Origin of the sequence: Enterococcus raffinosus (genome assembly GCF_001886185.1) — a bacterium.
In the GTDB taxonomy this organism is placed as follows: Bacteria; Bacillota; Bacilli; order Lactobacillales; family Enterococcaceae; genus Enterococcus_A; species Enterococcus_A raffinosus.
The window spans coordinates 71,352-84,523 of record NZ_JXLA01000009.1 but is presented as its reverse complement, the minus strand read 5'-3'; the positions used below and the strand labels follow the sequence as shown (position 1 = coordinate 84,523).

Here is a 13,172-nt window from a genome sequence, read left to right as displayed (position 1 = left end):
ACGTTAAAAGCTGCAAAAAGCAGAACTCGCAACTAGCTCATTAATAGGGAAATCATTTTTCTAAAAACTGGAAAAATGAATTTATTTTCGTACGCATATCATTGCACTATACATCTTGAGCTAAAATTTACCTTATATAATGAATATACTTTCTCAATAGGCAAACTGCGAATAGTGCAACTGACAAAAAAAGCCCTTGCTCGTGTGAACGAACAAGGGCGAATATTATCGCGGTACCACCTATTTTTAAAAAGAGTCTCCCTCTTTTTTCTCTAGCAATTAACGCTTGCGTAACGGAGCGGCTTTGCACGCGCTCATCTCCAGACTGTCTTTCAATTACTTTTCACGAAATTGCTTTCAGCCAAGGCAATTTTTTCTGTACGTTTTTTCGTAATTTACTGGTTCCTTCATAGATATTTCATTGATGTTTTTATCTCTTCCTAAGCTACTAAAAAAATGCATGAAAGTCAAGTGATTTCATGGGTATATCTGAAGTTCGAAAAAGAATAGTCGCTTTTTTTCATACTTTATTTTAAACTTGAAAAAGAATGATCGTTTCTTTAGTGAGACGAAAAAAGCAAGGAGCGGATACTATATGACAGATGTACGAATTGGAAAATCACGAGTCTATGCAAGCGACTTAGGTCTAGGAACGAATGCCGTAGGTGGACACAACCTTTACCCGAACTTGACAGATGAAATTGGAAAAGATGTTGTTCGCACTGCCATCAATAACGGAATAACTCTATTGGATACCGCTTTTTCTTATGGGCGTGGCCGTTCAGAAGAATTGATTGGTGAAGTATTGCAAGAGCCTGAGTTTGATCGCTCCCGTGTGATCGTAGCGACGAAAGCCGCTCATGACATGCAACAGGATGGAAAGTTCAATAACTCGCCAGAATTTCTACGTAACGCGGTAGAGGCTGCTCTGCAACGACTTCAAACGGATTATCTAGATATTTTCTATATCCATTTTCCTGATGAGACGACTCCGAAAAATGAAGCAGTAGCAGCGTTACATGAGCTAAAAGAAGAAGGTAAAATTCGTGCGATCGGTGTTTCGAACTTCTCATTGGAACAATTAAAGGAAGCCAATCAAGACGGCTATGTCGATATCGTCGAAGAACGCTTCAGCCTGATCCACCGCGAACATGAAAAAGAACTGTTTCCTTATTTGAAAGCAAATAAAATCAGCTTCGTTCCTTATTATCCACTAGACTCAGGTCTATTGACAGGGAAGTACAGTGAAGAAACAACCTTCGAAGACAGCGATCTGCGCAGCAAAAATCCAGACTTCAAGGGAGAACGTTTCGCAGAGATTATCAAAAAAGTTGATCAACTAAAACCTATCGCGAAAAATTACGGAGCTACTGTTACACAGCTTGTCTTGGCTTGGTATATGAAGCATCCGCAAATCGATGTGGTCATCCCTGGCGCAAAACGGCCAGACCAAGTCGAAGCAAATGCTAAAGCCGTAGATATTCGTTTATCGACGGAAGATTTCGAAACAATCGATCAACTATTTAAATAGAAGAAAAAGAACGAAAAGCTCTTTTTCTTAAATTCGATAATAATAAGCAAAAGCGAGTACGTATGTGCTCGTTTTTTTTCTTTTTAAAGGCTCGCTGAATAAACCCTATGCGCAAAAAAGCACACCGCTATCTCCTTCCAGTCAATAGTTTCTTGACTTTTCTCTCCCATTTTCTTTTCTCGCGTCCCTGTTCAATTTCTTCTTGCGTTTTGCCGTGACGTCTTTCAGAGCTTTTGGGCTTATGTGCCGTTGCGGCGGCTGACTCATTTAGCGGCAGCTCCCAAGGCAGCGGGTACTTCGCATCGATCTGATCAGCGATTTCCTGATAGTTCAGCTTGCCTTTTTTATTTTCATTCGAAGGTTCTGCCAACACCGGTTCCTCTTCAGACGGTTCTTCTTTTTCAGAAATTTCGCATTTTTCATCCGATGAATCCATTTCGGACAGTTCTTCTTGTTCTGGTTGACTGGCTTCATGCTGCGTATCGATACAGGTTTTTATACTTTTGAATTTCACATATTCCGCAAAACGACGGACACCTCCCGTTTGGAAGATGGTCAAGGTGGTCAAAATTTCCAATATTTCAGCCGTTTCACTTTCTTGTCCGATTGGAATCTGTTTCGTATCACGTAATGTCCAGGCGTATCTTTTCCCGTTGCCATCTTTAAAAACCGTCGCAAGATCAAATTGAAACGCTGTCTTCTCGAAGGTCTCAGCGCCTCTCTTAATCAAGAGTTTCCTATAGGAACGAGCTTGCTTTGTCAGCTCGAGGTATTCTTCTTCACTCTTAAACAGGCGATCAATGACTGTCTGCCATTCTTCTTCACCTACAAAGTAATCGCGGAAATAGACACAATGACGACGCAACGTGTCATTAGGTGCAGCAGTCAGAAAAATCTCACGAATCAGCTCTGGGAACAGGTAGGCAAAATCCCCCACAGAAAGTGCGTCACGTACCAAAATAGCCACTGCCGCCTCTACGATCTCCGCCGCATTTTTCGTTTGTTCATAGCGCTGAGCCACGCGTTTTTCTAAGCTCTTTCTCAACATACCAAAAATTTGTCGCTGCCCTAACAATGCTTCCTTCATTCGTTTCATCCTCCGTCCGTTGTTTTTGATTCCTTTATAGTAATAATTCTTATGTAACCGTTCACAAAAATATTTTATACATAAAATAACCGTATTGTAAATAGGAAGAAGGAAGTATTCACTTATAATATTTTATATAAACCTTTTGAATAGTAACTTTATCTATTCTATTTACCTTTTTTACAATTACTTTATTAAGTTCAATAAATAACTAACAATAATTCTAAGCGTCCAAAAACAAACAGATGAAGGGTTTATGCAACTTTTTAAAATAAATAAAATTATTTTATCTAACTAAATGTGATCACATTTCTTACAAAAAAAGATACCACCCTTTTAAAAAGGTGATATCTTTGAACAAAAATGTCCCAATCAGTCGCGCTTATTCACGACATTCTGTTCTTCTCCTGCTATAAATGCAGCGAAATTATCTACTGCGATTCCCATCAACCGTTCTCGAGTTTCCAATGGCCGCCAAGCAATATGAGGCGTAATAATACAGTTTTTAGCCTTCAGTAATGGATTATTATCAGCCATCGGCTCTTTAGAGACCACATCGACACCTGCACCGATAATTTTCCCTTTGTTTAAAGCTTCTGCGACAGCTGCCTCATCTAATAGACCGCCGCGTGCTGTATTCAATAAAACGACGCCATCCTTCATTTGATGGATGGTTTCTTGATTAATCATCTCTTGTGTCTCCGCTGTCTGCGGGACATGTAGGCTGATAATATCCGCTTGACGGTAGAGCTCCTCAATAGATACTTGCTGCGCCCATGAAGCCTGCGGTTCTTTTGGACGATGATTCCAATAGATAACCTTCATATTAAAAGCATGGGCAATCGCCGCTGTTGCTTGTGCAATTTCACCATAGCCAATCAATCCAAGCGTCTTGTTCTGCAACTCCATCAATGGTGTTTTTTGGTAGGTAAAATCAACACTCCGTTGCCAGTCGCCTTGGTGGACTGAGTCATTATGAACACCGACTTGATTCACGATCTCCAATAAAAGCGCTAAAGTAAACTGTGCAACTGCGGCTGTTCCATACGCTGGAATATTCGTCACCGGAATATTTCGCTTCCTAGCCGCTTCGATATCTACAACATTGTACCCAGTCGCCACCACACCAATATATTTCAACTGCGGAACAGCGGCCAAAACTTCTTCATCAATCGGCGTCTTATTCGTCAGGATCGCTTCCGCGTCACCGATTCGCTCGATGATTTCCTTTTTATCTGTAAAGGATGTACGATCATAAACGATAACCTCGCCAAATTCTTCAAAGCCTTTCCAGCTCAGATCTCCTGGATTCAACGCATAACCATCTAAAACTACGATTTTCATCATTTGCCTCCATTCTTTACCATTCATTGTACCGATTCTTTTTTGAATTGAAAAGAAACAAAAACCCGAGAGGGAAAAATGATTTCACCTCTCGGATTCTACTTATTTATTTTTCTTCCTCTTTTTTTGATCTGCGGATCCATAATAGGAAGAAACTTCCTGCGAGTACACAGAGACCGAGGATCGCTGATAAAGGTTTTTGCTCCGAACCAGTTTTTGGCAGGTTCTTAAAATAAAATTTCTATTTTATTCGAAACTTTCATAAATCATACTAATTAATTAGTCAATTTTTTTAGACTATTCACTGTCAATCCAGAGAGATCAATCTTAACACATGCCGACTTTATTAGAAGTTATATCAAAGTTCGAAGGATTTTTTCAAAAGTATAACCCGCTTACGGAAACTTAATTTAACGGACATACCATGATATATTCTTCTTCATTTTTATCAACGATCTCAAAACCAACAGCAGTATACATTTTCAAAGCATAATTATCCTTCTGAACAGCCAAAGAAGTTTTCGCATATCCTTTTTCTTTCAATTTTTGAAGCATCGCTCGCATCATCGCTGTGCCGATCCCCTTCCCACGATAGTCCGAATAGAGTGAGATTGAGAATTCAGGGGTTTGATCATCAATCGAACCAAATCCTTGAATGTTTCGAACCCAAACTGCCCCAACAACCTTACGATCGACTTCTGCGCATAAGCAGAAATCATCCACATACTTGCCAAAATCACGAATGTACCTATTGATACTAGGTTTATTCAGTTCACTTCTTGGAATCGGGTTTTCTTGATCTCTTTGAAAAATCGCTTGGTACAAAAACTCTTCCAACAACGGATATTCCGATTCTTTTAACTCTCGGATTAAATAGTCCATACTACCTCCTGCTATTTATTCTTTTAACTACGTGCCTATACGATTTTGTTAATCTTCTTTCTCCAACTTTTTTTGAAATACTTATCACTGATTATATCCTAAATAACTTGCAGCTAGCTCCCATAACGAAATGATTTTTCCAAAGACCTGAAAAATCACTCAATTTTCGCATCGCATACGATCCAACTAAACAGCTCGTAACTTTTATTCTACATAATACCCTTCATCGGTTCCAAACGTAGCCAACTGCAAAAAGTTGGACTCGCAAAAACAAGCCAGCAACAATCAAATGTCTTTGATTGTTGCTGGCTCTAAGAATATAACCGCACAGATCAACCTTTTGGGAAACCAAATTCCCGACCGTCCTGCTTACTGGTGGCTGATTGATTAAACAGTAATTGCAAAAACTCATTTATATAAAAAGTGATTCTGTAGCGGACTTCCTCAAGTAACAAAGGCTTCGTAAAGCCGGGCATTGATAATATTACTTAGACAGGTATAAACCTGCAAAAGCTACTATCATCCATATAGATTAATAAGCGCGTGCGATCCAAACAGTGTGTTTCGCAGGCTTTCCACTAACGATGTCGACTGTTTTTTCAACAGGTGGATTAAATGGAATATTTCTAGTAGTGAAGCCAGTTTCTTCTTTGATCTTAGCTTCTGTTTCTTCAGTACCATCCCAACCGATTAAGACAAATCCTGGAACTTCGCCAGCTTCTTTAGATTTTTCGATATGTGCCTTCAAATCATCTAATGTATCAATATCAGTATGTTCATTCGCTTCATAGCGTTTTTGTGCGCTTTCGAATAAACGTTTTTGCATAACATCCAGTTGCTCAGTAATATAATCTTCAATGCCATCTAGTGATACAGATTCTTTGTCATCTAGATCACGCATTTTAATCACTGCTTGATTATTTTCTAAATCACGCGGTCCAAATTCCACTCGCAATGGCGCCCCTTTTAGTTCCCACTCATTGAACTTATAGCCTGGCGTATTATCTGTGGTATCAATCCGTACACGGATATCTTTTTCCGCTAGAGATGCTTTCAATTCTGTCAAACGATCTAGAATTGCTGGGTTCTTTTGCCAAGGTCCCACTGGAATCAAGATAACTTGTGTTGGTGCAACTTTTGGTGGCAACACTAACCCCTGTTCGTCCCCATGAACCATGATTAATGATCCAAGCAAACGAGTAGAAATTCCCCATGAAGTCGTATAAACAAATTCATGTTCGTTGTTGCGGTTTAAGAATTTGATATCAAAAGCTTCCGCAAAGTTTTGACCTAGGTAATGAGACGTTCCTGCTTGGACGGCTTTCCCGTCACGCATCATTGCCTCTACAGAATAAGTATCCACGGCACCGGCAAAGCGTTCTGACGGCGTTTTTTGTCCACGATAAACTGGGATCGCTAAAGTGTCCTCGATCAATGTCGCGTAGGCTTCTAATGCGCTCATTGTACGTTCACGTGCATCTTTTTCAGACTCATGGGCCGTATGTCCTTCTTGCCATAGGAATTCAGATGTACGTAAAAACGGCATTGTCTTTTTCTCCCAACGGAAAACATTTGCCCATTGATTGATTTCGTAAGGAAGGTCACGGTAAGAGTTGATCCATTTAGAGAAGGCATCTCCAATCAATGTTTCAGATGTTGGTCGTAATGCATAAGGCTCTTCTAATTCTTCGTCACCAACTTTTGTCAGCCAAGGCAATTCTGGCGCAAACCCTTCAACGTGCTCTTCTTCTTTTTCTAGGAAATGCTTAGGGATCAGCATTGGGAAGTAAACGTTACGGATATCTTGAGATTTCAACCATTTATTGAAGTCCTCTTGAATATGTTCCCATAGTTCCCAACCATCGGCTTTAAAGATAATACAGCCACGAACGGGTGAATAATCCATCAAGTCAGCTTTTTGAATTGTTTGTAAATACCATTTTGAAAAATCTTCTTTTTGTAAGTTTGTCATTCATGCATCCTCCTAGAAAATAAAAATAAAAAAACCGCTCCATCCCTACATATTTGTAAGGACGAAACGGATAATTTCGCGGTACCACCTTGCTTGGTCAAACCTTGTTGACCCAACTTTCAGCTCTAATAACGCTAGAGACGCGTGCTGCTTTCACAACAATCAACTTTGGTAGGTTCATAAATCCCAGAGGGCGTGTTGATCTTTCAGACGGTGAATCAACTCTCTGCTGCCGATAAAATTTATTACTATTCCAAATGCTTAACACCATATTAAAGACTTCTCATCAAAAATGCAAGCCCAAATGTCAAATTTTTTTTAATCTTCTGGAACATAACGTTCTTCTAGGCGACTCATCCACCATCCTAATGCAGCACCTAATAGACATAGAACCGCGCAACCAACGAAACCAAGGAAGCCAATACCACTATAATCGGTCGGTACAATCATGACCGTCGAAGCAAAAACAATTCCTAAAATAAAATGATACATTGGCGCATAAAAATGACTAAATACCCAATCCATGACTTTCGATAAGCTTAACACTGTGACTAACCCACCAATTCCAATAGGGATAATTACCCCCATGTCCACAGTCTTAAAGCCATCGGCCATTGCTTTATACATCCCCATATAGACCAGAAAGTTTGAAGGACTCAAACCAGGAACGATCAGACCCAATCCGATCAATGCACCTGCAATCATCCACGTGAAAAAGTTTTGATCCACTGTTCCGAAAAGGCTTGAGCCTTTCCACAGGAACAAAAAGCCTACGACGAAACTAACCGCAATAATGACATAGTCTTTGGTATCTCGGCCTTTCTTCCCAGCTTCTTTCCATAATGCGGGAACCGTTCCGATAATACAACCAACAAAAAACCACAGCATAATTGTCTCAAATTCGCCTAGTAAGAAGCTGACTGCAAAAGATAAGACAAATACTCCCGCTAATCCACCTAATCCTACTGGAATAAAAAATAAGACATTCTCTTTAAAGTTTTTCGTGATGTGAGCCAAAAATGAAATAATTCGTTCATAAATCCCAAATACAGCCGCTAAAGCACCGCCGCTGACTCCCGGTAAAATAAATCCAGAGCCGATGAACATTCCTTTGATGAAGCGTAAAAACCAGTCGCTCTTATTCGGCTGTGTCACTTTCTCGTTTTCCATAAAAAAATAAATCCTCCTAATTCGTCTCTAAAAATCCTCTTTCAAAAGGCGAAAAAGAACCCTGCTTTTATTGCCCTATGATCCAACTTAAGCAAGTCGCTTTTATCGCATCTTAGCCAGTGTACCGATAAAAAGATGCCGGTGCAAGACCCCGCAAGAAGCTTCTCGCAAAAACTTATAAAAAGTTTGAGATTTTATCAATTTGGTTCGTCCGATACCCTCTCTTTCAATCGAATCAATGAATTTGTTGGGCTTTCATTTGCGTAAAAATCAGATGCGCGGTACGCTAAGTTTTGGAGGTGGCAAAGTGAATGGATACTTCAGATGAAAAGAAATTAGAGCAGCTTGGCTCATTCGAAATCAGTGATCAAATGCTGCGTTTGGCGCAAAACAATCAACGGCAAAATATCTTTTTGAATGCAGGCAGAGGCAATCCGAATTGGATCAATAAAAAAGCGCGCCTTGCCTTTAACCGTTTAGTAGAATTTGGCCTAAGTGAATCTGAACGGACAATTTCAGAAGGCGATCTGATTGGTTACACAAAGCAGCAGGATATGCTGACGCGTTTTAAAGAGTTTTTGTCCCCAGAGACGAAGGAGATCGATGCCTTTTTCCTTCAAATGCTGGATTACAGCCAGCAGCTTGGTATTGATACCGAAATGTTTATTAAAGAATTGACTGACGGCGTACTTGGAAATAATTACCCAGTCCCCAGCCGCGTGCTTAAAAACAGCGAAATCATTTTAAATCATTATTTGGAATCCATTTTGTATAACGGTGCTTCATTAGCAGATCAAACGGATATTTTCCCCACTGAAGGCGGTACGGCTGCCATCGTGTATATTTTTAACTCGCTGAGAGAAAACAAGCTAATTCGTCCAGGGGACCGTATTGCGATCAATACCCCCATTTTTACTCCCTATTTGCAAATTCCCGAACTAGCCGATTATGAGCTGGTGGAAGTCAACCTGCAATCCACAGAGGACAATCATTGGGAATTATTGCCAAGTGAGCTTAAGAAATTAGCCGATACGAACCTGAAGGCCTTTTTTATCGTTAATCCAAGTAATCCCGGAGCAAAGGCGCTGACTCCTTCCGCTCTCAATGAAATTAAAAAAGTCCTGATAAAGCATCCTGATTTAATGATCATTACTGATGATGTCTATGGAACGTTCGTTGAAGACTTTCAAACAATCTACGCGGTGGCGCCTCATAACACCTTATTAGTCTATTCCTTTTCAAAATTATTCGGTGCGACTGGCTGGCGTGTGGGTCTAATCGCCGCACACAAAGAAAATGTGTTTGACCGTTTGATCCGACAGCTGCCTAACGATGAGCAGAGACAGCTGAACCAGCGCTATCACTTCGTTGTCATGGAGCCGGAAAAGCTGCCTTTTATTGAACGTCTGGTCGCTGACAGCCGGTCGATTGGTTTATACCATACGGCGGGGCTGTCTACACCACAGCAGATTATGGAAGTGCTATTTGCTCTGACCCATTTATTAGCTGGAAAAAAAGACGCCTATATTGACGCTTCCCGAAGCATTATCCAACAACGATATGAAGACCTGCACAACGTGTTAGGAATCTCTACTGATGACACGAAGGGCAACTCGAAGTATTATTCACTGATCAATATCTACGAACTGGCAGAAACGAGATATGGCAAAGCTTTTCGTCAGTATTTGGCGAGTCATTTTGAATATATTGATTTTCTTGTTCGATTGGCGGAAAAGAATGGCGTTGTACTGATCGACGGTGTCGGCTTTGGCACAGAAGCTGGACAGTTGCGCGTTTCTGAAGCAAACTTACCTACCCCAGACTACGAAAGGATCGGTCGGCAAATTCTTGAGATTCTTGAAGAGTATCATGACATCTTCAAAAAAGCAGACACTTCTGGCAAATAAAGAAATAAGCTTCGAGGCTCAACTAATTGCTGCACCTCGAAGCTTATTAAATCTTACTATAGACAGATTCAAGATACGCTTGTCGTTCTTCCTCTGTTAAATTTTTGACAGAACCCAAATGATACCAAGAAATATTCCGCATCCCAATATCTTCTAAAGTAGTGGTCAACTGATGCTTGTAGCTGCGTGTACAACGCTTTTCCAGCCCTTCTGTGGGTTGATCAGAGGTCGTGAAAACAACCACCGAATCAATTGACAATAACGGCTGAATCCCATTGCCGCCATCGAAAAAAGCGAATTCATTTAATAATACTTTGTCAAGAAAGCCCTTTAAACTTGCCGGTGAGCTATACCACCAGATCGGAAAGATCAGTACCAACTGTGACGTCTCCCGCAGCAAATTCATGTAGTGCAGGACCAAAGGATCTAAGACCGACCCACTTTGATACACAGCCAATTCTTCTTCCTTCATAACTGGATCAAAGCCATCTTTGTTTAGATCAATGACCTGAAAAATCTTTTGATCTTGTTCCAACCCTGTGATCAAACGATTCAGAATCCCATGATTAAAGCTGCCCTTCCACGGATGATCGATAATCAATGTTGTAGTCATTTTACCCTCCTCATTACCCTTTTTATCAAAATAGCACAAATTCATTTCATTTAGATGTCAATTTGATTTCAAACCCGCTAAGAACATGCTAAAGTTAAGTTATATTCAAAGAAGGAGCAGTCCCATGAATTATATTCCGAACATATTAACAATTTTTCGTATTTTGGCTTCATTCTTCATACTGATTGCTCCTGATTATTTTTTCTTTCCCCTTTATTTTTTTGCGGGAATAACTGATATCTTAGACGGCTGGATCGCACGAAAAATGAACTGGACCAGCCGCTTTGGAACGCTTTTAGATAGTATTGCTGACTTGATCTTTTTTCTAGTTGTTGTCTCTAAAATCGTCTTTACGATCCAATTACCGTCTTTTTTACTGTGGGGAGCTGGCGTCATTGTCCTCATTCGCTGTCTGACATACGTCATTGGTTTCTTCCGTTTTCACCAATTCGCCAGTTTGCATACCTATCTAAATAAATTGACCGGCCTGTTGCTTTTCTTATCTCCTATTCTATTAATTCTCCTCCCCATCACCCCCTTTGGATTGATTCTCTTGACCTGCGGCAGCCTGTCCTCGATTGAAGAACTTTTTATTGTTACGACTACAAAAAAATTAGACAAAAATGTGCCAACTTTTTTTCAAAAAAAATAAACTGTCTCATTGCATCCTATTTTTATACTAGGTAAACTAGTAATAGGAATTGCGCGCGTAATGACGACATGATTATAAGATAGTAGGAGGTGGCCCTCATGGCTAATGAGGATAAAAAGGATTTCAATGCAATGATGAATGAGGATAAAGGGATGCCGAAAATGCAGATCATTACCGATGAAGCAGTGATCAAACGGTATGGTGGGACAAAAATGTACTTCGCCCCCCCTTTAGATTATGATGCGCTTATGAAGAGAATTCCTTATGGTAAGATCATCACCACTGGTGCGATCAGAGACTATTTGGCAAAACAAAATGGTGGGGATTTTACTGAACCAATTACTGCCGGAGCCTTTATCTCAATTGCTGCCTGGGCTAGCGAGCAGCGGGAGACCGACTTGACCCCTTATTGGCGCACACTTAAAAATAAGGGAGAAATCAATCCGAAATATCCTGGCGGTGTAGAGGCACAGATAGAAAAGCTTGAGGCTGAAGGACATTCAATCGTTCGTCGAGGAAGGAAAAACTTTCGCTATTATGTAGAAAATTACGAAGAAGTAATGTATGATCTGTAACCGTTTTCTTTACGAGAACGGTTTTTTTATTGTATTTTTTTGCTCACTTTTTTTCTGTATTTTTCCTGATCCTAGCGGGGATAAGCTTTTTCACAAACATCCTTGAAGTGCATATTTTTATTATATATTTTCCTTCTAGATTTCGATAAAATGGTTGGTAGGATAGGATTCTTATAAGCTTTATGATCCCTTTTGAACAGGAGGAAAACGATGGAGATTAGTGAGTCGACATTACCGAAATATCTGCTTCAACGGACCTCTCTTTTTAATCAAACCAGTCCCCTCATCGTGACCGCTCTTTGTAACGAGAAAGACAAATACGTTGATGGTTATTTAAATTATCTTTACACCCTTAAACAAGGAAAACAAACCTACATCGTCAAGCATTCAAAGGAGACGATTTCCAGCGGGATCTCACTAGCCCCGATTGATCCAAAACGAAATTATTTAGAATACATGACGTATCAACTGCGTGCCGGCTTAGCGCCCCAAATGGTTCCTGAAACCTATTATGCCGATCCAACTGAGCACCTCTTCATTATGGAAGACCTCTCTTATCTGAGCGTATTGCGTTTTGCTCTTTGTCGAGGCGATCAATTTCCACGATTAGGCAAACAGGTGGGAGAATATCTAGCACGGACGCATTTAGCAACCTCGAAAATGAAACTGTCCACTGACTATTGGCACGCGTTAAAAAATTACTTTCAAAATACCGATATGCGACTGATTATTACGGACTTCATTTTGAAGCCGCCGCCTAGAACTGAGACAAAGAAAACGCCCGATCAAGAAGCACTACTGGCAATTCTAGATACTATTTTGGCGGATAAAACTATACGAAGTGACTGGCAGACATTGATTGAACGTATCACCGATCAAGATGACTGTCTGATCCATGGGGATTTCCATTCGTCCAATGTTTTTGTTTCCCAGAATTCCTTTAAAGTGATTGATATGGAATATACCATGACCGGCCCTTTTTCCTATGACATCGGCTATTTCTTAGCGAATATCCTTTCACAATATGCGGCTTTCAGCGTACGGGGTGACACGTCTATGTGTACCTATCTGCTGCTGGTCATCAAGGATGCTTACAAAACTTATTTTACTTTCTTTTCTAGTCATGCAGAAGGTTATCAACAAACACGAATCATAGAAATCTTTCAAGATTCTTTAGGGTATTTAGCGATAGCGAATATCAACCGTATCGCAAACTTAGGTGAATTTCCAGATTTTGACTGCTTAGCCAAACCCAAAGAAATCTTTCTAGCAAAAGGTCTGTCGATGATGCTAGCACAAACACTCCTAGCTCACCGCCAACACTTAAGATCTACTGAAGAGGTTTGCGACTTGATCCAATCAACACAAAAAGACTTTTTAAAAAAATTGACTCCGGAAAATGAAAACGCTCTTATTTTAACTTGAAGAAATGAGGTACG

12 protein-coding genes and 1 other annotated feature are annotated in these 13,172 nt (G+C 40.3%); of the genes, 5 read left to right on the top strand and 7 right to left on the bottom strand.

The window, feature by feature from the left end; all coding sequences use genetic code 11:
• Positions 1 to 211: 211 nt before the first annotated feature.
• Positions 212 to 420 (bottom strand) — a binding site (T-box leader).
• Positions 421 to 595: 175 nt separating this feature from the next.
• Complete coding sequence (locus RV13_RS06630; protein WP_010746516.1) at positions 596 to 1,531, top strand: aldo/keto reductase; 936 nt, start codon at positions 596 to 598, stop codon at positions 1,529 to 1,531.
• A gap of 127 nt (positions 1,532 to 1,658) precedes the next feature.
• On the opposite strand, the gene RV13_RS06625 is transcribed toward RV13_RS06630, so the two are convergent.
• From RV13_RS06625 to RV13_RS06600, 6 genes are all read right to left on the bottom strand, one after another.
• Positions 1,659 to 2,618 (bottom strand): hypothetical protein, encoded by a 960-nt coding sequence (locus RV13_RS06625; protein WP_028021117.1) that lies wholly within the window; start codon positions 2,616 to 2,618, stop codon positions 1,659 to 1,661.
• Positions 2,619 to 2,990: 372 nt separating this feature from the next.
• A complete protein-coding gene (locus RV13_RS06620; protein ID WP_010746518.1) occupies positions 2,991 to 3,962 on the bottom strand; it encodes a D-2-hydroxyacid dehydrogenase in 972 nt (323 codons plus the stop codon).
• A 106-nt stretch (positions 3,963 to 4,068) separates the two neighbouring features.
• Positions 4,069 to 4,185, bottom strand: a complete 117-nt coding sequence (locus RV13_RS21655) for an LPXTG cell wall anchor domain-containing protein (RefSeq protein ID WP_071875957.1) — start codon at positions 4,183 to 4,185, stop codon at positions 4,069 to 4,071.
• Positions 4,186 to 4,367: 182 nt separating this feature from the next.
• Positions 4,368 to 4,844: a GNAT family N-acetyltransferase gene (locus RV13_RS06610; RefSeq protein WP_010746519.1), complete on the bottom strand. Its 477-nt coding sequence runs from the start codon at positions 4,842 to 4,844 to the stop codon at positions 4,368 to 4,370.
• 532 nt (positions 4,845 to 5,376) lie between these two features.
• Entirely contained in the window at positions 5,377 to 6,816 is a 1,440-nt protein-coding gene (gene proS, locus RV13_RS06605) for a proline--tRNA ligase (protein WP_010746520.1), read from the bottom strand.
• Between the two features lie 318 nt (positions 6,817 to 7,134).
• Positions 7,135 to 7,986: a DUF368 domain-containing protein gene (locus RV13_RS06600; RefSeq protein WP_010746521.1), complete on the bottom strand. Its 852-nt coding sequence runs from the start codon at positions 7,984 to 7,986 to the stop codon at positions 7,135 to 7,137.
• A gap of 311 nt (positions 7,987 to 8,297) precedes the next feature.
• On the opposite strand from RV13_RS06600, the gene RV13_RS06595 reads away from it, so the two are divergent.
• Positions 8,298 to 9,893 carry a bifunctional aspartate transaminase/aspartate 4-decarboxylase gene (locus RV13_RS06595; RefSeq protein ID WP_010746522.1) on the top strand — a complete coding sequence of 532 codons (1,596 nt, stop codon included), beginning with the start codon at positions 8,298 to 8,300 and terminating at the stop codon, positions 9,891 to 9,893.
• 46 nt (positions 9,894 to 9,939) lie between these two features.
• On the opposite strand, the gene RV13_RS06590 is transcribed toward RV13_RS06595, so the two are convergent.
• Entirely contained in the window at positions 9,940 to 10,506 is a 567-nt protein-coding gene (locus RV13_RS06590) for an NAD(P)H-dependent oxidoreductase (RefSeq protein WP_010746523.1), read from the bottom strand.
• 124 nt (positions 10,507 to 10,630) lie between these two features.
• Between RV13_RS06590 and RV13_RS06585 the strand changes: the two genes are divergently transcribed.
• The 3 genes from RV13_RS06585 (at position 10,631) to RV13_RS06575 (ending at position 13,158) form a co-directional block, all read left to right on the top strand.
• Positions 10,631 to 11,158, top strand: a complete 528-nt coding sequence (locus tag RV13_RS06585) for a CDP-alcohol phosphatidyltransferase family protein (RefSeq protein ID WP_010746524.1) — start codon at positions 10,631 to 10,633, stop codon at positions 11,156 to 11,158.
• Positions 11,159 to 11,256: 98 nt separating this feature from the next.
• Positions 11,257 to 11,733: an MGMT family protein gene (locus RV13_RS06580; protein WP_010746525.1), complete on the top strand. Its 477-nt coding sequence runs from the start codon at positions 11,257 to 11,259 to the stop codon at positions 11,731 to 11,733.
• 210 nt (positions 11,734 to 11,943) lie between these two features.
• A complete protein-coding gene (locus RV13_RS06575) occupies positions 11,944 to 13,158 on the top strand; it encodes a phosphotransferase (RefSeq protein WP_010746526.1) in 1,215 nt (404 codons plus the stop codon).
• Positions 13,159 to 13,172: the final 14 nt, after the last annotated feature.

Bases quoted from the DNA above. Each gene is read 5' to 3' on its own strand.
- RV13_RS06575 (WP_010746526.1), top strand. From the start codon at position 11,944: ATGGAGATTAGTGAGTCGACATTACCGAAATATCTGCTTCAACGGACC.
- RV13_RS06580 (WP_010746525.1), top strand. From the start codon at position 11,257: ATGGCTAATGAGGATAAAAAGGATTTCAATGCAATGATGAATGAGGAT.
- RV13_RS06630 (WP_010746516.1), top strand. From the start codon at position 596: ATGACAGATGTACGAATTGGAAAATCACGAGTCTATGCAAGCGACTTA.
- RV13_RS06620 (WP_010746518.1), bottom strand. From the start codon at position 3,962: ATGAAAATCGTAGTTTTAGATGGTTATGCGTTGAATCCAGGAGATCTG.
- RV13_RS06610 (WP_010746519.1), bottom strand. From the start codon at position 4,844: ATGGACTATTTAATCCGAGAGTTAAAAGAATCGGAATATCCGTTGTTG.
- RV13_RS06590 (WP_010746523.1), bottom strand. From the start codon at position 10,506: ATGACTACAACATTGATTATCGATCATCCGTGGAAGGGCAGCTTTAAT.
- RV13_RS06600 (WP_010746521.1), bottom strand. From the start codon at position 7,986: ATGGAAAACGAGAAAGTGACACAGCCGAATAAGAGCGACTGGTTTTTA.
- RV13_RS06585 (WP_010746524.1), top strand. From the start codon at position 10,631: ATGAATTATATTCCGAACATATTAACAATTTTTCGTATTTTGGCTTCA.
- RV13_RS06625 (WP_028021117.1), bottom strand. From the start codon at position 2,618: ATGAAGGAAGCATTGTTAGGGCAGCGACAAATTTTTGGTATGTTGAGA.
- RV13_RS06595 (WP_010746522.1), top strand. From the start codon at position 8,298: ATGGATACTTCAGATGAAAAGAAATTAGAGCAGCTTGGCTCATTCGAA.
- proS (WP_010746520.1), bottom strand. From the start codon at position 6,816: ATGACAAACTTACAAAAAGAAGATTTTTCAAAATGGTATTTACAAACA.